18 protein-coding genes are annotated in these 22,386 nt (G+C 68.6%); 17 read left to right on the top strand and 1 reads right to left on the bottom strand.

Annotated elements, in window-relative coordinates; all coding sequences use genetic code 11:
- Nucleotides 1-49: 49 nt before the first annotated feature.
- On the top strand, nt 50-1,567 hold the full coding sequence (gene hutH / locus GQ464_RS13425; RefSeq protein ID WP_166978092.1) for a histidine ammonia-lyase: 1,518 nt from the start codon (nt 50-52) through the stop codon (nt 1,565-1,567).
- 87 nt (nt 1,568-1,654) lie between these two features.
- Complete coding sequence (gene hutI / locus GQ464_RS13430; protein ID WP_166978090.1) at nt 1,655-2,893, top strand: imidazolonepropionase; 1,239 nt, start codon at nt 1,655-1,657, stop codon at nt 2,891-2,893.
- Here the strand turns inward: hutI and GQ464_RS13435 are convergent.
- Nucleotides 2,802-5,423 carry a PAS domain-containing sensor histidine kinase gene (locus tag GQ464_RS13435; protein WP_166978088.1) on the bottom strand — a complete coding sequence of 874 codons (2,622 nt, stop codon included), beginning with the start codon at nt 5,421-5,423 and terminating at the stop codon, nt 2,802-2,804. The genes hutI and GQ464_RS13435 overlap by 92 nt on opposite strands.
- 93 nt (nt 5,424-5,516) lie before the next feature.
- Between GQ464_RS13435 and GQ464_RS13440 the strand changes: the two genes are divergently transcribed.
- The 15 genes from GQ464_RS13440 (at nt 5,517) to bshC (ending at nt 22,331) form a co-directional block, all read left to right on the top strand.
- Nucleotides 5,517-5,999: an asparaginase domain-containing protein gene (locus tag GQ464_RS13440; protein ID WP_166978086.1), complete on the top strand. Its 483-nt coding sequence runs from the start codon at nt 5,517-5,519 to the stop codon at nt 5,997-5,999.
- A gap of 89 nt (nt 6,000-6,088) precedes the next feature.
- Nucleotides 6,089-6,667: a GNAT family N-acetyltransferase gene (locus GQ464_RS13445; protein ID WP_166978084.1), complete on the top strand. Its 579-nt coding sequence runs from the start codon at nt 6,089-6,091 to the stop codon at nt 6,665-6,667.
- 10 nt (nt 6,668-6,677) lie between these two features.
- Entirely contained in the window at nt 6,678-7,403 is a 726-nt protein-coding gene (locus GQ464_RS13450) for a class I SAM-dependent methyltransferase (RefSeq protein WP_166978082.1), read from the top strand.
- Nucleotides 7,404-7,653: 250 nt separating this feature from the next.
- Nucleotides 7,654-8,217 carry an RNA polymerase sigma factor gene (locus tag GQ464_RS13455; RefSeq protein WP_166978080.1) on the top strand — a complete coding sequence of 188 codons (564 nt, stop codon included), beginning with the start codon at nt 7,654-7,656 and terminating at the stop codon, nt 8,215-8,217.
- A gap of 150 nt (nt 8,218-8,367) precedes the next feature.
- The gene (locus GQ464_RS13460) at nt 8,368-9,528 is read left to right on the top strand and encodes a FecR domain-containing protein (RefSeq protein WP_166978079.1); all 1,161 of its coding nucleotides are present in this window, start codon (nt 8,368-8,370) and stop codon (nt 9,526-9,528) included.
- Between the two features lie 173 nt (nt 9,529-9,701).
- Nucleotides 9,702-12,332 carry a TonB-dependent receptor gene (locus tag GQ464_RS13465; RefSeq protein ID WP_166978077.1) on the top strand — a complete coding sequence of 877 codons (2,631 nt, stop codon included), beginning with the start codon at nt 9,702-9,704 and terminating at the stop codon, nt 12,330-12,332.
- A complete protein-coding gene (locus GQ464_RS13470) occupies nt 12,329-13,330 on the top strand; it encodes a DUF4249 domain-containing protein (RefSeq protein ID WP_228350295.1) in 1,002 nt (333 codons plus the stop codon). The genes GQ464_RS13465 and GQ464_RS13470 overlap by 4 nt, the downstream gene beginning before the upstream one ends.
- Nucleotides 13,327-13,992 carry a RecX family transcriptional regulator gene (locus GQ464_RS13475; RefSeq protein WP_166978075.1) on the top strand — a complete coding sequence of 222 codons (666 nt, stop codon included), beginning with the start codon at nt 13,327-13,329 and terminating at the stop codon, nt 13,990-13,992. Before GQ464_RS13470 ends, GQ464_RS13475 begins: the two co-directional genes overlap by 4 nt.
- Entirely contained in the window at nt 13,989-15,119 is a 1,131-nt protein-coding gene (locus GQ464_RS13480; protein ID WP_166978073.1) for an AI-2E family transporter, read from the top strand. Before GQ464_RS13475 ends, GQ464_RS13480 begins: the two co-directional genes overlap by 4 nt.
- 40 nt (nt 15,120-15,159) lie before the next feature.
- Entirely contained in the window at nt 15,160-15,990 is an 831-nt protein-coding gene (locus GQ464_RS13485; RefSeq protein ID WP_228350296.1) for a purine-nucleoside phosphorylase, read from the top strand.
- A 136-nt stretch (nt 15,991-16,126) separates the two neighbouring features.
- Nucleotides 16,127-17,878 carry a trypsin-like peptidase domain-containing protein gene (locus GQ464_RS13490; protein ID WP_166978068.1) on the top strand — a complete coding sequence of 584 codons (1,752 nt, stop codon included), beginning with the start codon at nt 16,127-16,129 and terminating at the stop codon, nt 17,876-17,878.
- 243 nt (nt 17,879-18,121) lie between these two features.
- Nucleotides 18,122-18,532, top strand: coding sequence for a DUF3276 family protein (locus GQ464_RS13495; RefSeq protein ID WP_166978066.1), 411 nt, complete (start codon nt 18,122-18,124; stop codon nt 18,530-18,532).
- Between the two features lie 185 nt (nt 18,533-18,717).
- Nucleotides 18,718-19,827 carry a histidinol-phosphate transaminase gene (hisC, locus tag GQ464_RS13500; RefSeq protein WP_166978064.1) on the top strand — a complete coding sequence of 370 codons (1,110 nt, stop codon included), beginning with the start codon at nt 18,718-18,720 and terminating at the stop codon, nt 19,825-19,827.
- 114 nt (nt 19,828-19,941) lie between these two features.
- Nucleotides 19,942-20,529 (top strand): bifunctional nuclease family protein, encoded by a 588-nt coding sequence (locus GQ464_RS13505; RefSeq protein ID WP_166978062.1) that lies wholly within the window; start codon nt 19,942-19,944, stop codon nt 20,527-20,529.
- Between the two features lie 149 nt (nt 20,530-20,678).
- Nucleotides 20,679-22,331 carry a bacillithiol biosynthesis cysteine-adding enzyme BshC gene (bshC, locus tag GQ464_RS13510; protein WP_166978060.1) on the top strand — a complete coding sequence of 551 codons (1,653 nt, stop codon included), beginning with the start codon at nt 20,679-20,681 and terminating at the stop codon, nt 22,329-22,331.
- Nucleotides 22,332-22,386: the final 55 nt, after the last annotated feature.

Raw genomic sequence — 22,386 nt, forward strand, 5'->3', positions numbered from 1 at the left:
GCCGGCGGGAGAAGCCGTATTTTGTCCGGAAAAAGAAAAAAAGACCGGTATGCGACCCGAGCCTCTGGTTTACGTCACGATCGCGCACCTGTACGAAGATCTGTGTCGCAGCCTGGACATGCTGCGCCGGGATGACTCGGCGGTGCGGCGGTCGCGGGCCGTGGTGGAGCGGGCCCTGGCCGATGGCGGGACGTACTACGGCATCAACACCGGCTTCGGCAAGCTGGCCCGGGTGCGCATCCCGGCGGATCAGCAGGCCCGGCTCCAGCGCAACCTGCTCCTGAGCCATGCCGTCGGGGTGGGCGAGCCGATCCCGCGCGACGTCACCCGCCTCATGCTGCACCTGAAGATCCACGCGCTGGGGCTCGGCTATTCGGGCGTTTCGCCGGAGACGTTCCACCGGCTGTTGCTCTTCGCCGAAAAGGACTGGGTGCCGGTAGTGCCGAGCAAGGGCAGCGTCGGTGCCTCGGGCGACCTGGCGCCGCTGGCGCACCTGGCGCTGCCCCTCCTGGGCCTGGGGGCCTTCTGGCGTCCCGACGGGGCGGGCACGGTGCCCGCCGCCGACGTGCTCGCGGCGCACGGCCTCGCTCCCATCGACCTCCAGCCAAAGGACGGGCTGGCTCTCATCAACGGGACGCAGATGATGAGCGCCTACGGAGCCTACGTGCTGGAGAAGGGGAGCCGGCTCGTCCGCACGGCCGACCTGCTGGCGGCCATGAGCCTGGAAGCCCTGCAGGGAAGCATCAAGCCGTTCGATGCCCGCATCCAGGCCGTCCGTCCCCATCCCGGGCAGGCCCGCGTGGCCGAGAACGTCCGGCACCTGCTCGAAGGCAGCGAGATCCTGGAATCGCACCGCGACTGCGGGAAGGTGCAGGACCCCTACTGCCTGCGGTGCGTGCCCCAGGTGCACGGCGCCGGCCGCGACGCGCTCGCCTATGCCACGCGCGTCGTCGAGACGGAGATCAACGCCGTCACGGACAACCCGCTGGTCTTCGAGGACGGCGACATCCTCAGCGGCGGCAACTTCCACGGGCAGCCGCTGGCCCTGGCCCTCGACGTCGCCGCGATGGCGCTGGCCGAGCTGGCTTCCATCTCCGAACGCCGCATCTACCTGCTCCTCGAAGGACACGACGGCCTGCCGACCCTCCTCATGCGCGAGACGGGCCTCAACTCGGGCTTCATGATTCCCCAGTACACCGCCGCCGCCCTCGTCTCGGAGAACAAGGTGCTCTGCCACCCCGCCTCCGTGGATTCGATCCCCACGAGCCTGGGGCAGGAAGACCACGTCAGCATGGGCTCGATCAGCGCCCTCAAGCTGGTGAACGTGCTGCGCAACCTGGAACACGTGCTGGCCATCGAACTGCTCACCGCCGCGCAGGCGCTCGACTACCGGTTGCCCCTTCGGCCCGGTCGCGGCGTGGAGGCGGCCCATCGCTACGTGCGCCGCCTCATCCCCCATCGCGAGGCCGACTACCTCTTCCAGGAAGACCTGCTCCCATGCCTCGACCTGATCCGCACCGACGCCCTCCTCGATGCCGTCGCCGAAGAAGGCTGTGTGCTGGCTTGACGTTTAAAAAACGGGGGTGACGGGTTCCGCATTCCCGGCCTGAAACGTGGAACACGCTTGCTTTCCTTTCAACGTGGAGCGACGGACATGCCTTTGAAACGTCTCGTCAACGCCGGCCTCCTGTATACGTGCGCTGCGCCGGGCGGGCAGGCGGCCGTGCATCCGGTCCCGCGCGGTACGCTCGTGTGGGAGGGCGAGGTGATCCGCTGGGTGGGGCCGGAGGCGGACCTGCCGGCGGCTTTCGCCGGAGCCGAGCCGGTCGATGCCGGCGGGGCGATGGTGATCCCCGGTCTCATCGACTGTCATACCCACCTGGCCTTCGGGGGCTGGCGGGCCGGCGAGTTCGAGCAGCGCATCCTGGGAGCGGGCTACCGTGAGATCGCCCGTGCCGGGGGGGGCATCGCCGCCACGGTGCGGCACACGCGAGCGGCCTCCGAAGAGGCCCTGTTTGCGCGCTGCCTGGACTTTCTTCGCGAGATGGCCCGCCTGGGGGTGACGACCGTCGAGTGCAAGAGTGGCTACGGGCTCACCGTCGAGGATGAGTTGAAGACGCTGCGGGTGTACCGGCGCCTGGCCGGGGCACAGCCCGTGGGGATCGTGCCCACGCTGCTGGGGGCGCACGTCGTCCCGCCCGAGTTTGCGAACGACCGGGCGGGCTACCTGCACCTGCTGTGCGACGAGCTGATCCCCCGCGTGGCCGCCGAACGGCTGGCCGTCTTCGCCGACGTGTTCGTCGAGGAGACCGCTTTCCGGCCGGAGGAGGCGCGGCGCTACCTGGCGGCGGCCCGCCGGCACGGGCTGGAGGCCAGACTCCACGTCGACCAGCTCGGCGACGACGGCGGCGCGCGCCTGGCCGCCGAGGTGGGGGCCGTCTCGGCCGACCACCTCGAGTACACCGGCGACGACGGCATCCGGGCCCTGGCCCGGGCCGGGGTGGTGGCCGTGGCCCTGCCGCTGGCCACCCTCTACCTGGGGCAGCGGCCCATGGCGGCCCGCCGCTTCGTCGAGGCCGGCGTGCCCGTGGCCGTGGCGACGGACTTCAACCCGGGCACGGCCCCCAGCTACCACCTGCCGCTGGCCCTCACGCTGGCCTGCACGCTGAACCGCCTGACGCCTGCCGAAGCCCTCAAGGGCGCCACCTGCTACGCCGCCCGGGCAATCCGGCAGGAACGGCGCCTCGGCTCACTCGAACCCGGCAAACGGGCGGACTTCGTCCTCCTCGACGCGCCGGACGTCAACTACTGGCTCTATCACTTTCGCCCGAACGCCGCGCTGGCGACGTTTCTGCGGGGACGGCCGCTTTCCACCGGGGCAGCGTCACCGTGAAGGTGCTGCCCGCCCCTGCCTCCGAGGTCACCGTCACCTGCCCGTCCATCATCTCGACGGCCTTCTTCACGATGGCCAGCCCGATACCGGTGCCCGGATATTCCTCCCGGCCGTGCAGGCGGTGGAAAACCTGGAAGATCTGCGTGTGAAACGCCGCCGGGATGCCGATACCGTTGTCCACCACATGGACGAGCACCTGACCGGACGTCGTTTCGGATCGGATGGTGATCTCGGGAGGGATGCCCTGCCGGTGATAGGTCAGTGCGTTTTCCATCAGGTTCAGGAATACCTGTTGCAGCAGGGTCGGGTCGCCTTTGACCACCGGCAGGTCGTCCGGCCGGTCGAGACGGGCGTCGAGCGCTTGCAGGCGCGGCGCCAGGGTTTTTTCGACCTGGTCGAAGACCCGTGCGAGCGGCACCGGCTCGCGGCCGACGGCCTTGCGGCCGAGGCGGGCGTAGGCCAGCAGGTCTTCGATGAGCTGTTCCATCCGCTCGCTGGCTTCGAGGATGTGGTTGAGGAAATGGCGGGTCTGTTCGTCGTGGGGATGACGGGCCAGGAGGTCGGCGAAGCTGCGGATGGCCCGGAGCGGAGCCCGCAGGTCGTGGGAGACGGAATAGCTGAAGGCCTGGAGTTCCCGGTTGGCGGCCTCCAGGCGGGCGGCGCGGCGCTGGAGGTCCCGGTTGAGGCGGCGGATCTGCTCCTCGGCTTGTTTGCGTTCGGTGATGTCCCGGCCGACGGCCTGGTATTCGACGATGCGCCCCTGCTCGTCGCAGAGCGCGCGGTGCGTCCAGAGGTGCCAGCGCACGTCGCCGCCGGGTCGTATGATGCGCAGCTCGACCGTGCGCACCGGGGAGGCACAGTTCAGGTCGTCGAGGTTCTGTGCCAGCAGGTGCTGGTCCTCGGGCGGGATCTCGGGGATGAAGGTCGAGCCTACGATCTCGTCCACGGTGCGCCCGAAGTAGCGGGCATAGGCCGCGTTGGCGAACGTCGTGACGCCTTCCGGCGTGAAGCGGCAGATGAGCTCGGTCTGGTCCTCGACGATGGCGCGGTACCGGGCCTCACTCAAGCGGAGCGCGTGCTCGGTGCGCCGGCGCTCGGCGATCTCTTCTTCGAGCCGGGCGATGGTGTGTTCGAGCTCGGCCGTGCGCTCGGCGACGCGCTGCTCGAGCTCGGCGTTGAGGCGGCGGATCTCCTCCTCGATCTTTTTCTGCTCCGTGATGTCCACCACCCCCGCGATGGCGCCGGTATAGCGCCCCTGTGCGTCGAGGATCGGCGCCGTCGCCATCAGGGTGTGGATGCGCCGGCCGTCGCGGTGCATCAGTTCGAACGTATGGAGTTCCTTGATGCCCTGTTGTCGTCGCTCCAGGTTGTGCATGGCGATGGCCTTTCCCTGTTCGTCCATGAAGTCGAACAGGTGGCGCCCGAGCATCTCGGCCGGGGTGTAACCGAGCATGTGCGCCATGCTGGGGTTGACGAACGTGGTGACGGCCCCGGCATCGATCACCCAGATCCCTTCCTGGGCCAGCTCGACGAGTTGCCGGTATTTGCGCTCGCTCTCGCGCAGGGCCTGCTCGGCCTGCTTCCGCTCGGTGATGTCACGGATCAGTCCCAGGGCTTCGTCGTTTCCGACGGGTACCAGGCGGGCCTCGAAATAGCGGAGTGCGTGGCCGGCGCGGTCCGGCAGTTCGTATTCGAAGACCTGTCCCGTTCCCGTCGCCAGGGTCTGTTCGAGGAAGTGCTGGGCCCGGGTGGCCAGGCTCGGCGGCAGCACGTCCTGCTGGCGCTTGCCGAGCAACTCCTCGGGCGGGATCAGCGGCTCGATCTCTTTGGAGGGGATGTATTCCAGATAGCGCCCTGTCCGGTCGAGCCGGAACATCATGTCCGGTACGGCTTCGAGCAGGGCGCGCAGGTGGGTTTCACGCTCGCGCAGGGCCTTTTCGCTTTCTCGAAGGCGTTCGAAGGCCTTTTGGAGGGCGTGGGAGGAGAGTTCGAGCAGCAGGGCCGTGATGAAGAAGTACAGGGAAACGATGAACCACGAGGTGTAGGTCGTGTCGGGTTGCCGGGAGGCGGGAAGCAGGTCCGCCCGGTCCAGCCAGGTCAGCGCCAGCCCGGCGAGGGCGGCCGCGCCGGCCACCTTCAGGGCGCCGCCCCGGCGCAGCACCAGCCCGGCCATGATGATCAGCAGGAAAAAGCCGTAATACGGCGCCGTGTGGATGCCGCCCCCCAGCACACTGCCGGCAAGGAAGAGAGCGCCCAGGCCGGTGATGAAGGCCACCGCCGACGACCGCACGTACCCGCGCCGCACGGTGTAGAGCAACCCGATCATGAGCAGGGTGGCCAGCCCGGCAAGCAGGTAGCGGGGCAGATCGGGGGGAATGATCCGGAGCGCGAGCAACAGCCCGTAGAGACCCATGCCACCGAGCGAGATCAGCAACGTCAGGTACAGCACATAGGCCTCGCGCGACGGGCCTTCCCGCGCAGACAGCGGCAGGGTTGTCAGGGTGTGGAGCCAGGCAGGCGTCACGGTCACCTCGTCTTCGAAAAAAAAGCGCCGGAACGGGCTTCATTATAGGATCTGCCCCCGTATTTTGCGACGAGAAAAAAAGGATCTTTCGAGACGGGCATGCACGTCAAGATTTTCACCACCGGTGGTACCATCGACAAGGTGTATTTCGACGCGAAGAGCGACTACGTCGTCGGGGAGCCGCAGATCATCGAGATTCTGCGCCAGGCCAACGTGACGGTGCACTACGAAGTGGAGACGCTCTTTCGCAAGGACAGCCTGGATTTGACCGACGCCGACCGGGCGGTGATCGTGGAGCGGGTGCGCCACGAGCCGGCCCGGCACGTGCTCATCACGCACGGCACCGACACGATGATCGAGACGGCTCGTGCGCTCCGGTCGGTTCCGGGCAAGACGATCGTGCTGGTGGGTTCGCTCAGCCCGGCCCGCTTCAAGCACACCGACGCCGAGTTCAACATCGGTTTCGCGATGGCGACGGTGCAGGCCATGCCCGAGGGGGTCTACATTGCGATGAACGGCCGCATCTTCGACCCGGAGCGGGTGCGGAAGAACCGGGCGATGAACCGGTTCGAGCCGGCGTGAGCCGACCCCGGGCAGGGAGGACCGGGAACGATTCGGGCGGCCTCCGGTATGCGCCTGCGTCTGCACGGCGTGTGGAGAAGGAGGAGGCCATGCAACATCTCCAGCACCTCGCGGCCGGAGACGGCCGCAACGACATCCCGACGGCACCGTTTCTGCGGCTCGAACCGGTGCATCTCGGACATGCGCCCGCCATTCAACGCCTGGCCGCCGACCCCGCCGTCACGGCGACGACCAACCTGCCGGAACCCTACCCGCCCGACGGGGCGCTGCACTGGATTCGCTACCTGTTGCCCAAGCGGCAGGCCGGGGTCGAATACGCGTTCGTCCTGCTCGATGCCCGGGACGAGGTCGTCGGCGTCAACGGGTTCGTGGAGGTCCGGCGGGAGGAAGGATGGGCCGAGCTGGGCTACTGGATCGGGCGTCCCTACTGGGGGCGCGGCTATGCCACCGCCGGCGGCCGTCTCCTCCTGAACTTCGGATTTGGAGAGCTGGGACTGCATAGCGTCGTCGCGCGGCCGCTCGTGCGCAACCGTGCCTCCTGCCGTGTGCTCGAAAAGCTCGGGTTTCGCTTCGTGGAAACCCAGCGCAACGTCTTCCCGAAGTTCCACCCGGACGACCTGCTGGCCGTCTACGAGATGACGGCTGGGGAATGGGCCGCGTTGCCGTGAGCCGGACGGTATGGACGCCGCTTGCTACCGTGAGATGGCCGCCCTGGAGGATCACCACTGGTGGTTCGTGGCCCGGCGGCGCATCCTGGCGACGGTGCTCGACGGGCTGGACCTGCCGGCGCACGCCACGGTGCTGGAGGTCGGCTGCGGCACGGGGGGCAACCTGCCCCTGCTGGCCCGTTACGGGTCTCTCTACGCCTGCGAGCCTGCACCCGAGGCCCTTGCCCTTGCCGCCGCCCGCGGGCTGGCCCGCGTGGCTCCGGGCCGCCTGCCGGACGGCCTGCCCTTCGGCGACACGACGTTCGACCTCATCGCCCTGCTCGACGTGCTCGAACACGTCCGTGAGGACACGGCCGGCCTGGCGGCGCTGTATGCCCGGCTTCGCCCCGGCGGATGGCTGCTGCTCACCGTCCCGGCCTACGGGTTCCTCTGGAGTGCGCACGACGAGGTCAACCACCACGTGCGCCGGTATACCCGCCGCGAGCTCGTGCGGAAACTCCGGCAGGCGGGCTTTCGGGTGTGCCATGCCACGTACTTCAACACGGTGCTTTTTCCGGCCGTGGCCGGCCTGCGACTGGCCGGGCGACTGCTCGGCCGCACCGGCAGCGACCTGACCCTGCCCGGCCCGCGTCTCAACGGGATGCTGGTACGAATCTTTGCCGCCGAACGCCACCTGGTGTCCCGCCGGCGGATGCCCTTCGGCGTCTCCATCCTGGCGCTGGGCCGGCGCCCGTAGCGTGACCGGACCCGGCGGCACCGACCACGTAGCGCGCCGGGTTGCGGATCCCCCGTTCCGGGCGGTCGCCCTCCGAACAGGGAAACGGGCAACCGGGAACCCGGAATCTGCACCGGCAATCCCAGACCTCCTCCGAACGTTCAACGGGCCGGGGCAACCTGAGGCCGGGTGGGCACGTATGGGCCGCGCCGGCTGCCGGTGCCGCATGCCGGCCGCGAGACAACGCGCAAGACAGGACGACGCAAGATTCATGGCGGGGCAAGACGGCTTCGGGGAGCTGCTCGTGGCACAGGCCCGGGCGGGAGACGAACGCGCGCGATCGGTGCTGCTCGAGCGCCTGGAGCCTATCCTCCGGGCCTTCTTCATCAAGCGCATCGGCGTGCGACCCGAAGTGGACGACCTCGTGCAGAACACCCTCGTGCGGGTGCACACCGGCCTGGCCGACCTCAAGGATCCGGCCCGGCTGAAAGCCTTCGCCATGAAGGCCGCCCTGTTCGAACTGCAGGACCTGTACCGGGGACGCTATGGCACCAGGGAATATCTCTTCGCGCCGGATGCCGCACCGGAACCGGACCCGCAACACGGCCCGGACGGCGCCGGCGTGGATCTCGAGCGGGCGCTGGCGGTGCTGACACCCCGTGCGCGCCGCATCATCGAACTGCGCGAATATGGATACCGGTACGAGGAAATCGCGCAAATGATCGGTTCCACGGAGGCGGCCATCAAGATGCAGGTCAAGCGGGCGTTCGAGAAGATGCGGAACGTTCTCGCGACGGTGCTCGTGGCCGGGCTTCTTGCCCTGCTCGGGGGCTAGCGGCAGGGACCGCTCTCGTGCGGGTGCGGGGGGGAATCCGTTGCCGGGGAGGTGTCCTGCGCCGTTACTTTTACGGGTGTGCGGGCGGCTACTCCGAAGGGCCACTTCAGGCCGGTTGGCTTTGCCTTGCTTTTGATGAGGATGCGTTCGATGAAGCAGGAGTTCGATCCAACGCTTTTTGACGAAGCCCTGACGCCGGAAGCGCGGCGGGCGTTGCAGGCGGTGCTGGACGAGGATCCGGCGCTGGCGGCAGCCTTCGAGCGCTGGCGGCGCGTGCGGATCGCCCTGCGTGCGCACCTGGAGGCCCGGGTCCCCGACCGTCATCTGCTCGTCCTCTACGCGCTGGCTCGTGGCGGGCGCGCCGACGTGCTGGAGCCCGGGGAGCGTGCGGCCCTCGAGGCGGCCCGGGAAGACCTCGACCGGGCGCTGGCAGCCCATCCGGCCCTGCACGACGTCATCCGCCGCATCCAGGCCGACGCAGACGCTTTTGAGGCGGTATGGGAGGCCCGGTCCGCTCCGGCCCGGCCGCGCAGGGCTGCGCGCGGTCCTGCGGAGCGCCCGGCCCGGCCGCCCCGTCGCCGCACCGTGCAGCGCTGGTCCTGGCGGGTTGGCGCCGTGGCAGCCGTCACCCTCTTTGCGGTGGTGCTCACGCTGCTGGTGCAACGCGAGCGTGGGATGGTCACCCTCCGCACCGGCCCCGGTGAGGTGCGTCTGGTCGAACTGGCCGGCGGCTCGACGGTCCGGCTGATGGGGGGCTCGGAGTTGACCTATGCCGACCCGACCCGCGGGGGGCCGCCGCATCGCCGGGCCCGGCTGCGGGGCCGCGCCTTCTTCGACATCGCACCGGATGGAGAGGGCTTCACGGTCGAGACGCCGGTGGCGCTGGCCACGGTGCTGGGGACGCGCTTCGGCGTGCAGGCCGGCGAGGCCGAAACCGAGGTGGTCCTCGTGACCGGACGCCTGGCCCTGGCGCCCCGGTCGGTGCAGGAACGCCTGGTGGTGCTCGAGCCGGGCCAGATGAGCCGGGTGGCCGCCGGCGCCCTTCCCTCCACCCCCGTTCCCGTCGACCTGACCGCGGCGCTCGACTGGACGGGGCTCTTCCTCTTTCGCGCCACGCCCCTTCCCGAGGTCCTCGAGCGGCTGAGTGATCACTACGGCGTCCCGGTGACGCATGCACCGGCACTGGCCGGAGAAGCCATCAGCGGCACGTTCGAACAGGACCAGGCCCTTCCCGAAATCCTGGAGACCCTTGCGGCCGCCCTCGGCGCCGAGGTGCGCCCCGCCGGCAACGGGTGGCGGCTGGAACGCTGAACCCGGAAACCCCGTGCCCGGGTGCGGGTAGGTAACCTCCGTTCGTGCCCGATGCCCGCTGGGCGGTCGGGAGCGGATGCGACGGGGGGAAACCGGCTCCGGGATGTGGTGTGCGCTGTGGCCCCTGCCGTCGTTCCCTGGCTTATCCTTCAGCTTTTCGGCCTTTTTCCGGCATGGGGCGGTGCGTGCTCTTCTTCGGCATCCTGCTCACCGGATGGCTGGGCGGGCCGTGCACCGCGTCGGCCCAGACCATCCGCCTGGACGGGCGCGCGCGGTCGCTGGCGGCAGCGCTGGAGCTGTTGCGTGAGGAAGCCGGGGTGGATGTGGTTTATGCCGAGCGGATGGTGGCGGACCGGATGACCACCTGCCGGTATGCCGGGAAAGATCCGGCCGCTGCGCTGGCGTGCCTGTTGCAGGGAACCGGGTTGCGGGCCGAGCGGGTGCGGGCAAGGCAATACGTGCTCATAGAAGAACCGGCCGCCGCCACGTCCACATTGCGACGGGAGACGCTCTCGGGCTTCGTCGTCGACGCGGAGACGGGCGAGGCGCTGCCGGGGGCACACGTCTACCTGGTCGAGCAGGGGCTGGGGGCTACCACGAACGGGGCCGGCTATTTCGCCTTGCCTGTGCCGGGCCCGGCCTCGCACCGCGTGCGTGTCAGCTACCTGGGCTATCAGGCCGTGGATACGGTGCTGGCGCTGCCCGCCCGGGCCGTCACCGTAGCCCTGCAGCCGGCCGCGCTCCCGGGCGAGGAGGTGGTGGTGGAAGGCACGCACCACCCGGCCGGAGACGCCGCCGGTACGCCGGGGGTGGTGGCCGTGCCCGTCAGCCGCCTCGAAGAGCTGCCGGCTTCGCTCGGCGGGCAGGACCTCTTTCAGGCCCTCGAGTGGATGCCCGGCGTCCAGCGAGCCGGCGAGGTGACCGGCGGCCTCATCGTCCGCGGCAGCGGGCCGGACCAGAACCTCTACCTCCTCGACGGGGCCCCCGTATACCACCCCTGGCACGCCTTCAGCCTCATCTCGACGTTCCAGACGGACACCTTCAAGGACATCCGGCTCTACCAGGGCGCCTTCCCGGCCGAGCATGGCGGGCGCCTCTCGGCCGTGCTCGACGCCGAACTCAAGGACGGAAGCCGCACCCAGCCGCACCTGCTGGCCGCCCTGAACGCCCTGAATGCCCGCTTCGTCGTCGAAAGCCCCATCACGCCGAACAGCTCGTTCATGCTTTCCGGGCGCCGCTCCTACATCGACAAGCTCATCGGGCGTGAGCATCCCGTCGAAGACGAGGCCGGCCGGCGGGATACCCTCCGCACAGGCTACTATTTCTACGACTGGAGCGCCAAGCTCCTGGTGCGTCCCGGTGCCCGGAGTCGCCTCACCCTCAGCTACTACCGGGGCCGGGACGTCGTCGACCTGCGCCTGCCCTTCGACGTCTCGCTCGACTTTTCGTCCTGGCTGCGTCCGGCCGACCTCTTCTTCGAGATCGATCAGCAGTGGGGCAACACCCTCTATAGCCTCCGGTATCAATCCCTGGCCTCGGATCGTCTCTTTCTGACGGTTACGGGGTATGATGCCGAATATGCGGCGAGCGAGGGCACCGTCCTGCAGCCGACGAGCAGCGCTTCCGTCGTATCGCGCTACGGTGTACGCCTGCGCGACCTCGGGCTGAAGGTGGACGTGGACTACTACCACACGCTTCGCCATCAGCTACGGGCGGGGGTGCAGGTGGTGCACCGGCGCTTCCGCAGCGACCTCCACGCGGTGCTGCAGCGTTCCCGGGCCGCCATCGACACGGTGGCACAGGCCGGCCGGCTGAGCGATGTGGAACTGGCGGCCTATGTGCAGGAGGTGTGGCAACCCACGCCGCGCTGGCGAATCCAGCCGGGGCTCCGGCTGAGCTATTTCAGCGGGGGAAACTACGTGCGCCTGAGCCCGCGCCTGAGCCTGCAGTATGCGGTGCATCCCGAACGGCTGATCCTGCGCGCGGCCGCCGGTACGCAGGTGCAGTACCTCCACCGCCTGCGCGATCGCTTCTCGTTCCTTTACGACCTGGTTTCGAGCCGGTGGATCCCTGCCGGCGAACGGGTGCATCCGTCGCGCGGCGCCCAGGTGAGCGTCGGCGCCGAGAGCCGCCTGCGCCCGTGGCTGGCGCTGACGGTGGAGGGGTACTGGCGGGGCGCGCGCAACGTCCTGTTGCCCGAAGACGTGTTTCAGGACAAGGACGGGCTGGAAGGGCCGGGCATCGACGTGGGGGCGCTGCTGGGGCAGTACGTGCCGGGCTATGCCTATGCCTACGGTGCAGAACTGACGGCGCAGCTGGTGCACGGGCCCTGGCACGTGCTGCTGAGCCACACGGCCGCCCGTGCCTTCAACCGGGCCCGCGATGAGGCCGCGCGTTATCCGTCCGACTACGACGTGCCCGCCTCTCTGCGTACCGTCGTGCAGTGGGAGCGGGGACGATGGCGGGCTTCGGTCGCCTCGGTCTGGCGGAGCGGCTACCCGTTGACGGTCCCCGTGGCCCGTTACGTGCTCCGTGGCCCGCTCGACGACGAGCCCACCCCGTATCTCTACCGTCCCCGGGTCAACAACGGCCGCCTGCCGCCCTACCTCCGCTTCGACGTGACGCTCGGCTACCGCTTCTCCTGGCTGGGCGCCCGGTGGCACGCCGAGGTGCACGTGTACAACCTCACGAACCGGCGCAACGTCATCGACCGGACGTATGACCCGGCCCAGGAGGTGGTGCGCGGCCAGGATCGGTACGGCCTGCCCCTCCTTCCCCTGTTCGAATTCCGGATGGAACTGTGACGCGCCGCCCGGTCATAGGACCCCTCGGGTGCGGGCTGCTGCTGGGCCTGCTCATCCTGGCGCTCGGCCGGTGCGATACCGTCGAGCCCGTGGAGGACGAGCGCGTGGTGATCGAGGCCTTCTTCGATGCAGGCCGGCCGCTGCCGCCGCTGACGCTCCGGCGCACCGGACCGCTCTCGGCCCCCTACCTGCCGGGCGAGGCCACCGCCATCACCGATGCCGGGGTGGTCCTCGAACTCGACGGGCAAACCATCCCGTACCGCCCCGACCCCGAGCATCCAGGGCGATACGTGCCGGCCGGAGGACCGGCCGTGGTGCCGCCACGGGCTGGCTTCGCCCTCACGGTGCAGTGGGCGCACCAGGTCGCCCGGGCCACGGGGACCATCCCGCCACCCGTCGCCCTGGACACCGTCGAGGTGTACGTGCCGGAGCGGCCCGTGCAGGCCGTCCTGCTCGATTCGCTTTTTCTGGGTGTCGACTCACTCAACGTCGGGGCGCGCGAAGGTTTTATCTATCCGGTCGAAGTCACCCTCCGCTGGCACGTCGACTTTGACGAGATCGGGCCGGACAGCCTCTACTGGGTGGAAACCCGTCTCCAGCCCCGTACCGCCTTTTCGTCGACCCTCATCGACTTCTTCCTGCTTCCGGAAGAGATTCTCAGGGAACGCACATTGCCGCGCGACGGGCAGGGACGTCGCGTCTGGACGGGCGTCTACGCCGTCCCCGTCGAGGCGGAGGACGTGCCGCTGCCGCTGCATGACCTGCGGGTGGCTCTGCTGCGCAGCGGTCAGGACTACGCCCGCTTCGCCACCACCCGCGACGCCCCCGAACGCCGGGAACCCCGCTCCAACGTTACCGGGGGGCTCGGCATCGCAGCGGGCATCTCGGTCGATTCACTCCGTCTCCGCCTCGGGCCGGGCAGCGGCCTGCACGGGAACCCGCTCGCCGGGTCGTCGTCCTCCCTCCGGCCACACCGTGCACCGAGGAAGGCGCCATGACCGAGATCGACCCGCCGGTACGAACCATCACCCGCCTCGCGACGCAGCAGAAAGACCCCGACCGCGTCTCCGTTTTTCTCGACGGGGCCTTTGCGTTCGGCCTGCACGCGGAAGTGGTGGCGTCGTTCGGGCTGGCGAAGGGGCAAACGCTCACCGAAGACGACTGTGCCCGGCTGGTGGAGGCGGACGCCGTGCTGCGGGCCAGGGCCGTCGCCTTCGACTACCTGGCCCACCGGGCGCGCACCGAGGCCGAAGTCCGGCGCCGGCTGGTCCGCAAGGGCTTCGCGCCGGGTGTGGCGGAGGAGGTCATTGCCCGGTTGCGGGCCCTCGGGTATCTCGACGATGCCGCCTATGCGCGGGCCTACGCCCGGAGCCGGTTCGCCGCCCGCGGCTATGGCCCGCAGCGCCTCCGCGCCGAACTGCTCCGCCGGGGGGTGGAGCCGGCCCTCGTCGAGGAGGCCCTGGCGGACTTCGCCGACGAGGCGGCCTTCCTGGAGGAGGCACGCCGCCACGCGCGCCGGCGATGGCCGCGCCTGGCCGGGGAACCCGATGCCCGCAAACGCCGGAGAAAACTGGCGGACTACCTCACCCGGCGGGGCTTCTCGTTCGACGTCGTCCGCCAGGTGGTGGAGGAACTGGAGCGCGAGGCAGGCGCAACATGAGGCAGCCGACCCCAGCGACGCAGCACGAGGGGCCCGCCCGGGCCCCCGTACCGGACGGCAGCGCCCCGGGCCGGTCCACGCTCGACCGGGCGCTGCGCCTCCTGCCGGTCGTGCTCGTCGTGGGGCTTGCCGGGCTGCTGCTGTGGTTCTTTGCCCGCCTGGTGGCCTTTCTGATGATCGGCCTGGTTCTGTCCTATCTCATGCGGCCCCTCATGTATCGCCTCGAAGGGCTGGGCCTCGGGCGCATGCCCGCGATCCTCGTCACGTTCCTGGTCTTCTTCGGTGCCGTCAGCCTGCTCCTGACGTATCTGGTGCCGTTTGTCGTCAGGCAGGCCGGCGCCATTGCGCAGGAGGTGTCGCCGGAGCGGGTGCGCGGCGTGGCGGTCAGCATCGAGGCCTACATCCGCCGTGTGGTGCCGCTGCCGCCCGGGCAGTTCGAAGAGGGCCTCACGCACGCCGTCGAGGCCCTCTTCCGCGAGGAGCGCCTGAGGGGCCTCGTCGGGTCCGTGGTGGACCTCTTCACCAACCTCTTTTACGCCGTCATCGTCATCCCCTTCATCACCTTTTTCTTCCTGAAAGATGGGGCGCAGATCCGCAACGGGCTGCTCCGTCTGGTGCCCAACCGGTATTTCGAGGTTACGCTGGTCCTGGTGGAGAAGATCGAGACGAACATCGGGCGGTATTTCCGCGCGCTGGTGTGGCAGAGTCTCTCCATCGCCACCGTGGCGACGGTGCTGCTCTACGTCGTGGGCCTGGAATACGCACTGGTGGTCGGGATCTTTACCGGGCTGGCCAACACGATCCCGTACTTCGGCCCGTTTCTCGGCTTTCTGGCCGGCACGCTCGTCGGGATCGCACAGACCGGCGACTTTTCGCTGGTGCCGGGGGTGATCGTGGCGATGCTCCTCACCCAGTTGGCGGACAATGTGTTCTTTCAGCCCTACATTTTCTCGAAGGCCGCGCACACGCACCCGCTCGTCATCCTGTTCGTCGTGCTCATCGGGGCGCAACTGGCCGGCATCGTGGGGATGTTGCTGGCGATTCCGGTCACGACGACGATCCTGGTGACGGTCGAGCAGGTCTTGTGGAGTTTTCGTAACTACCGGATCCTGCGCGTGGCGCGCTGAGACGAGGGTTGCAACGAAGGAGGTTGTGATGGTTGCAAGGGTGTCCGATTCGATTCCGCCCGCCGCCGACGTGCGGGAGGCCGTGGCGGCGATCCGCCGGGAGGAGCCGCGGGTGCCCGAGGTGGCCCTGGTGCTCGGCTCGGGCCTGGGGGACCTGGCCGAGGCGGCCGAGGCGGCCCGCGCCTTTCCGACGGCCGGCCTGCCGGGGTACCCGCACAGCACCGTCGAGGGACACCGGGGGCGGCTCGTCTTCGGGCGCTTCGAAGGGCGGGAGGTGGTGTTCGTACAGGGACGGGTGCATCTGTACGAGGGGCATCCCGTCCGGGCCGTGGCGTTTCCGATCCGGCTGGTGCATGCCCTCGGCGCCCGCCGCCTCGTCGTGACGAACGCGGCCGGCGGTATCCATCCGCTGTGCACGCCCGGCACGCTCATGTTCATCACGGACCACATCAACTTCGCGTTCGCCAACCCGCTCGTCGGGCCGAACCGGGACGGCGGGCCGCGCTTCCCCGACATGTCGGCGCCGTATGATCCGGCGTGGATCGACCGGGCCGAGGCGGAGGCCCTTCGGCTCGGCATCGCCACCCGGCGCGGCGTCTACCTGTGGACGCGCGGGCCGAGCTACGAGACCCGGGCGGAAATCCAGGCGTTTCGCCGCCTCGGGGCCGATGCGGTGGGCATGAGCACCGTGCCCGAGGTCATCCAGGCACGCTATCTGGGCATGCAGGTGCTCGGCATCTCCACCATCACGAACTACGCCGCCGGGTTGCACCCGGACCCGCTCCTGCACGAGGAGGTGCTTCGGGTCGGTCGCCAGATCCGGGAGGACCTGGAACGGCTCGTGCGGGGTGTGGTGCGGATGGGCGCCTGAGGCCGGGCCGGAGACCGGGTGATGGACGAGGAATTGCCCCGGAAAGCATTGCCTTTCTGGAAGATGGGCGATATTGTTAGGGTGAAGGAGGCGACGTGTTCTTCTACGCGGTGGCCTGGCGTTGGAGGCAAGGCAGATGTATGGGGTGAGTCGGGAAGACGGATGGCGGGCAGGGCTTCTGCTGGCGCTGGTCCTGTTCCTGCCGGTGCGTGCGGCGGCGGATCCGGCGCCCTACCGCCTTCATCTTTTCAGCGAGCTCGAACACCGGGTGGTGGCCGTGGGGGCACCGATCATCCTGGGCGTGAGTGTCTATGCGACACCCGGCACGCCGGAGCAGGCGAGGCAGATCGAGGCAGCCTTTCTCTCGGGGACCTTGCAGGGAACGTGGGAGGCGTTTGAACTGCTGCGTCGGGAGGAGGAACCGGTGCGCCGGGTTTCCTTCGACGGCGGCCCGGAGGTGCTGGTGCTTTCTGCCCGGTTCATCCTCCGGGCCTGGCAGACCGGTTCATTGCAGGTGCCTTCCTTCGTGATGACGCTCGGGGCCGCGGCGTATCGTACCCCCGCGCATGGGGTGCAGGTGTACCGGGTCGATCCGTCGTTCTTTTCGGCCCGGGAAGCGGTGGTGCCGGTGCGGGTGGAGGCACGCGATGTGGAGACGCGCCGGATCTACCGGCGGCACGGGTCGGCTTTTCTGGTGGCGCCGGATGCGTTTGTCACGAGTTATCACGTGGTGATGGAGGCCTCGCGCGTCGAGGTGACGTTGCCCACGGGCCGGCGTCTTCGGCTGGATCGCGCCTGGGCGGTCGATCCGGTGCACGACGTGGTGGTGCTCTACGTGAACCCGAAGGAGACGCGCGCCGCCGGCATGGTGCCCCTGCGCCTGGCGGCCACCGAAGGCGGGCCGGTCCCGGTGCCCGATCCGGCGGGCGCCGGAGACGTCGTCTTCACCTACGGCTGGCCCGGCGGCGTACAGCGCAGCACCGCCGCCCGGCGGTTCGACGACGTGGTCCTCACCGGGGCCGAGCGACTCTGGATCAGTGCCAACCCGGTGCGGCCCGGCGACAGCGGCGGCCCGCTGCTCAACGGGAAAGGCGAGGTGCTCGGCGTGGTGTCGGCAGGGACGGTGCTGGCCTACCATCGGGACGTGCTGCGCGAGGAGGTCTGCATCGCCTCGGATCCACGGCCCGCCCTGGCGCAGCGACGGCTCGGCGCACGTCCCCGGCTGCTCGACGACTTCTTCGAAGACCCCGCCTTTCAGTCGATGCCCCACGTGCTGGCTTTCCGCCTCTCGTCGTTGTTGCTGGCCGGGCATCGCCGGCAGGCGCTCTTCGACGCCTGGCTGGCCCTCTTCGAGGCGGCGGTCGCACAGTGGCAGACGCCCGATCCCGGATTGCACTTCGTGCAGGGCATGATCCATCAGCTGCTCGGTACCACCGAAGACGCCGCCGCTGCCTACCGGGCCGCCCTCGACACCTACGGCGACTATTTCCCGGCGGCCTACATGCTGGGCCGGTATCATATGGAAGCCGGCCGCTATGCGCTGGCCGAGCGGTTCTTCCGTCGCACGCGGCGGTATCCGCCGTACCGGCACCTGGGGGCCTACGGGCAGGCACAGGCGCTGATGAAGCTGTTGCGCTACGAACACGCCGTTCCGCTTCTGCAGGCGGTGCTGCACCACGACGCCGGCTTCGGCCCGGCCCTCTACGACCTGGCCCTCTGCCGGCTTGCCCTCGGCGATCTGGAAGCCGTGCGCATCCTGCATGCCCGGCTCTTCGAGATCAGCCCGCCGTGGGCCCGGCGGCTACGGCAGGTGTTGCGCACCCCGGCCCTTCAGCCGATAACCCTCCTCGAACGTCCGCGTGCCACCCTGCGGCAACCGCCGCTCTGAAAGCCCTGCACGGCGCTTCGCCCCCCTCGCGCCGCACCCTTCAAATGTGAAGTAAAACGCCTCTCTTGTGGATCATTGTATTTTCTCTGTTCCTTTTGCATATTAAGATACATAGACATCACCCACCATGTGCCTTTCACCCTCGCTCGCGGCTCGCCACCCCCGGCGGGTCATCCGCGGGTCGTTTTACATCATCAAATAACCCCCTGCGCAGGCAGGCAGAGACGGACGGAGCTGGGATCGATGAGTTACCAACGGGAGCACCGGGACTACGAAGAGCGTCGACATGCGGGCCGTAACAACCGGTATCGGGAACACTATGACGACGAGGACGGAGGAGCAGCCTCCGACCGGTACCAGCAGGAAGAAGTCTTCTCCAGGCGCGTCCCGGCCGGGAAACGCACCTATTTCTTTGACGTGAAGCCGACGCGCTCCGGCGAGGACTTTTTCATCACCATCACCGAAAGCAAGCGCATCGACGACGGCCGCTACGAAAAGCATAAGATCTTTCTTTACAAGGAAGACTTCGGCAAGTTTATGTCGGCCATGCACGAGGTCGTACAGTTCGTCCGGGAGGAATGCCTGCCCGACTACGACTTCCGCGGGTTGCCGGATGTCTTCTCGGATGAGGACTATCGCGACAGCGATTATTGAGCCCGGGCCGGCCGTGCGGCGTGGCGACGGGCGGCTCCGTGAACCTTTTGCAAAGCCCGCCCGGCCGGACCCCGGGGGCGAACAAATACCGCCGCGTGGATTATACAGGCCGGGCACGCCCGGTGCCGAAAAGGGTATGTGCGGGCGGCGACCCGCAACCCCGTTGTGATTTCGGCAGAGAGCAGATGACAACCGTGCTCAGGCAAGCGGCGGCGCTGGAGGCGGTGCTCCGGCACATCCGGCCGGCGGTGCGGCGCGAGCGTCCCTATCACGTCGGCGGCCTCCCGGACGTGGCCGTCAAGCTCAACCAGAACGAATCTCCCTACGACCTGCCGGACGACCTCAAGCGGGCGGTGCTGGAGGCGTTCATGGAGATCCCGTTCAACCGGTATCCCACCGAACAACCGGACCGCCTCCGGCACGCGCTGGCCCGGCGGCTCGAACACGACCCCGACGGCCTGCTGCTCAGCAACGGCTCCAACGAGCTGACCTACACGCTCGGGCTGGCCCTCGTCGAAGCCGGCACACCGGTGGTGTTGCCGCGGCCCCTCTTCTCCCTCTACGAAACCATGGTGCGCCTCTTCGGCGGGAAGGTGGTGGGCGTGCCGCCTCGCCCGGACCTGCATTTCGACGCCGATGCCCTGGTGGCCGCCGTGGAGCGGCACCGGCCCGCGCTGACGGTCCTGGCCTCCCCGAACAACCCGACCGGGCTGGCCATGCCCCTGGCCGACATCGAACGCCTGGCCGCCGCCGCCGAAGGGTTCGTCGTCGTCGACGAGGCCTACGTCGAGTTCAACGACGAACCCAGCGCCCGGCACTTGCTCGATACCTACCCGAACGTGCTCGTCATGCGGACGTTCTCGAAGGCGTTCGGGCTGGCCGGGTTGCGTGTGGGGTACCTGATGGGGCATCCCGCCGTCGTCGCCGAGCTGCTCAAGGCCCGCCTCCCTTTCATGGTCGACCGCCTGGCCGAGACGGTGGCCCTGGCACTGCTGGAGCGGCCCGAGCTGGTGACGGCCCGCGTGGCCGAGCTGAAGGCGTCCCGGCAGGCCCTGACCCAGGCCCTCCAGGCCATCGAGGGCGTCGAGGTGCTGCCCTCCCAGGCCAACTTCGTCCTTTTCCGAACCCCCCTGGAACCCCGGCCGCTCATGGCTCGTCTCGCAGGGAAAGGCGTGCTGGTGCGCGACATGAGCGGCTATCCCGAACTGCCCGGCTATCTCCGCGTCAATGCCGGCACCCCGGCTGAGAACAAGGCGTTTTTGGGGGCGTTGAAAGAGGCACTGCATCCAACCTGATGCGGGCGAACCCGGCACCGACCGCATCGCCGCGCGTAGACGCGGTAAGAAACGATTGCAGCGTCTTTCCCGGCGCAACACTTTTTCCGATACGGCACATTTCAACAGGATGCAATGGGCTTTATCCAGGTAGAAATCATCGGACTTTCGACCAGTCCTTCCAGCGGGGGCGCCTATGCGCTCGTGCTCGGCGAAGTCAACGGCAACCGCCGTCTGCCGATCATCATCGGTGCTTTCGAGGCCCAGGCCATCGCCCTGGAACTCGAGAAGATCACCCCGCCGCGGCCGATGACGCATGACCTCCTGCGTGATCTCTTCGAGGCGGTCGATGCCGAGGTCCTCGAAGTGCTGATCGACGAACTGCGCGAGGGGACGTTCTTTGCCAAGATCCGCTACGTGCACGACGGTGAGGAAGGACAGCTCGATGCGCGTCCCAGCGATGCGGTGGCGCTGGCCGTCCGGGTGGAAGCCCCGATCTTTGTGGCGGCTGCCGTGCTCGAGGAGGCCGGTATCCCGACCGAAGACGAGATGTCCATGACGCATGCCGAGCCGGTGGAGGAGGAAAAGGAGGAAGAGCCCCTGCCGAAGTCGCCCCTGGCCCGGCTGCAGAAGCAACTCGAAGACGCCATTGCGGAGGAAAACTACGAGCTCGCCGCCAAGCTCCGTGACAAGATCCAGCGTCTCGAAAGCGAAAACAACTGACGCCCCACCGGCCCGCTCGCCGGTGCCTCCGTCGTCCTCACCCGTACCGGTGAAACGAAAGGCTGCCCGCTTCAACCCATACGCCGGCGCCCTTTCGTTTTTTTCTTTTCCCGGCGGTCGTTCGCTGCCCGTATCAGCCTTCCGAGTTCATGACCGTAGCCGCTTCGACCATCGCTGCCGTGCGTCGCATCCCGTTCGGTGCGTTCGACGCCTTCCCCCTGCTCTTCGAAACCTATTGTACGGCCTATGAAGCCCTGGACGCGTTCTATGCGGGCGACTTCCGCCGCGCCGAGGTCCGCGCCGACGCCGCCCGCCGCGCCGCAGAACACCCGCGGGACCGGGCAGCCCTGGTGGACGTGCTCCTGGAGCAGAACGCGCGCTGGGGGCTCGACGACGCCACGCGGGCCAACATCGAGGCGCTGCGCCGGCCGGAAACCGTGGCCGTGGTGACGGGACAACAGGTGGGGCTCTTCACCGGTCCGCTCTACACCCCGTACAAAACCATCACGACGCTCCAGCTGGCGCGCCGGCTGCAGGAGGAAACCGGCCGGCCCGTCGTGCCGGTGTTCTGGCTCGAAGGAGAAGACCACGACTTCGACGAGGTGGCTGCGGTGCGGTTGCTCCAGCGTAACGAGCTGGTCGAAGTCCGCTATGCCGGGCACACCCCGCCCGAAGGCGGCAACCTCGGCCCGGTCGGGCGGCTCGTGCTCACCGGGCAGATCGACGAGGTGCTCGCAGCCGTCGAGGCGGCCCTTGCTCCTTCCGACTTTCGGGACGGGCTGATGGAACGGGTGCGCGATGCCTACCGGCCCGGCGTCTCCCTGCTCGACGCCTTCGCCCGGCTCATGCGGGCCTTCTTTCCGGAAGAAGGACTGGTCTTCATCTCCCCGGATGACGCCCGCCTGAAGCGCCTGGCGGCTCCCCTCTTTCGCCGGGAGATCGCGGACCACGCCACGGTGCAGGCGCGCTTCGAGGCCGTCAGTGCCCGCCTCTCGGAGCATTACCATGCCCAGGTGCACGCCCGCCCCACCAACCTTTTCCTGCTCGAAGACAACCGGCGCTATGCCCTCGATGCCGAAGGCACGCACTTCCGGCTGCGGGGCACCGACCGCCTCCTGAACCGCGAGGACCTGCTCGCCCGCCTCGACGAGCACCCCGGCTGCTTCAGCCCGAACGTCATCCTGCGCCCGCTCATGCAGGATACCCTCCTGCCGACGGCCGTCTACGTGGCAGGTCCCGGCGAGGTCTCCTACTTCGCCCAGCTCAAACCGGTCTATGAATGGGCCGGCGTCCCGATGCCCGTCGTCTACCCGCGTGCCAGCGCCACCCTCGTCGAGTCCAAGGTGAAGAAGGTGCTGGCGCAGCACCCGATCGACGTGCCGGACCTGGCCGAAGAGGCGGACCGGCTCTTTCGCCGTGTGGTGCTCGACGAGATGGAGGTGGACGTGGAGGCGGTCTTTCAGGAAGCCGTCCGGCACCTGCACACCGCCGTCAACACGTTCAAGCCGGTGGCCGAACGGGTGGACCGCTCGCTCGGCAAGGCCGCCGAAGCGACGCGGGCCGCGCTGGCGAAGGAGTTCGCCCGCCTGAAGGAGCGCGTCCTCAAGGCCGAAAAGCGCCATCACGACACGCTCCGCCAGCAGCTTCACAAGGCCCGGGTCAACCTCTTCCCGGACGGCAAGCTGCAGGAACGGGTGCTTTCTCCCCTGTATTTCCTGAACAAATACAGCCCGGCCCTGCTGGTGCACCTCCGGAACGACCTCGACCTGGACACCACCGAACACCAGATCGTGGAACTTTGATCGGCTTAAAGAACGGGTACGGGGATGGGCGCGGAGCGACCCGCAGGAGGTGCGG

Source organism: Rhodocaloribacter litoris, from assembly GCF_011682235.2.
Taxonomy (GTDB): Bacteria; Bacteroidota; Rhodothermia; order Rhodothermales; family ISCAR-4553; genus Rhodocaloribacter; species Rhodocaloribacter litoris.

Excerpts from the sequence above, each read along its gene's own strand:
- GQ464_RS13480 (WP_166978073.1), top strand. The coding sequence starts at position 13,989 with ATGAGGCAGCCGACCCCAGCGACGCAGCACGAGGGGCCCGCCCGGGCC.
- GQ464_RS13445 (WP_166978084.1), top strand. The coding sequence starts at position 6,089 with ATGCAACATCTCCAGCACCTCGCGGCCGGAGACGGCCGCAACGACATC.
- GQ464_RS13505 (WP_166978062.1), top strand. The coding sequence starts at position 19,942 with ATGGGCTTTATCCAGGTAGAAATCATCGGACTTTCGACCAGTCCTTCC.
- GQ464_RS13450 (WP_166978082.1), top strand. The coding sequence starts at position 6,678 with ATGGACGCCGCTTGCTACCGTGAGATGGCCGCCCTGGAGGATCACCAC.
- GQ464_RS13475 (WP_166978075.1), top strand. The coding sequence starts at position 13,327 with ATGACCGAGATCGACCCGCCGGTACGAACCATCACCCGCCTCGCGACG.
- GQ464_RS13455 (WP_166978080.1), top strand. The coding sequence starts at position 7,654 with ATGGCGGGGCAAGACGGCTTCGGGGAGCTGCTCGTGGCACAGGCCCGG.
- GQ464_RS13490 (WP_166978068.1), top strand. The coding sequence starts at position 16,127 with ATGTATGGGGTGAGTCGGGAAGACGGATGGCGGGCAGGGCTTCTGCTG.
- GQ464_RS13460 (WP_166978079.1), top strand. The coding sequence starts at position 8,368 with ATGAAGCAGGAGTTCGATCCAACGCTTTTTGACGAAGCCCTGACGCCG.
- bshC (WP_166978060.1), top strand. The coding sequence starts at position 20,679 with ATGACCGTAGCCGCTTCGACCATCGCTGCCGTGCGTCGCATCCCGTTC.
- GQ464_RS13440 (WP_166978086.1), top strand. The coding sequence starts at position 5,517 with ATGCACGTCAAGATTTTCACCACCGGTGGTACCATCGACAAGGTGTAT.
- hutH (WP_166978092.1), top strand. The coding sequence starts at position 50 with ATGCGACCCGAGCCTCTGGTTTACGTCACGATCGCGCACCTGTACGAA.
- GQ464_RS13495 (WP_166978066.1), top strand. The coding sequence starts at position 18,122 with ATGAGTTACCAACGGGAGCACCGGGACTACGAAGAGCGTCGACATGCG.
- hutI (WP_166978090.1), top strand. The coding sequence starts at position 1,655 with ATGCCTTTGAAACGTCTCGTCAACGCCGGCCTCCTGTATACGTGCGCT.
- GQ464_RS13465 (WP_166978077.1), top strand. The coding sequence starts at position 9,702 with ATGGGGCGGTGCGTGCTCTTCTTCGGCATCCTGCTCACCGGATGGCTG.
- hisC (WP_166978064.1), top strand. The coding sequence starts at position 18,718 with ATGACAACCGTGCTCAGGCAAGCGGCGGCGCTGGAGGCGGTGCTCCGG.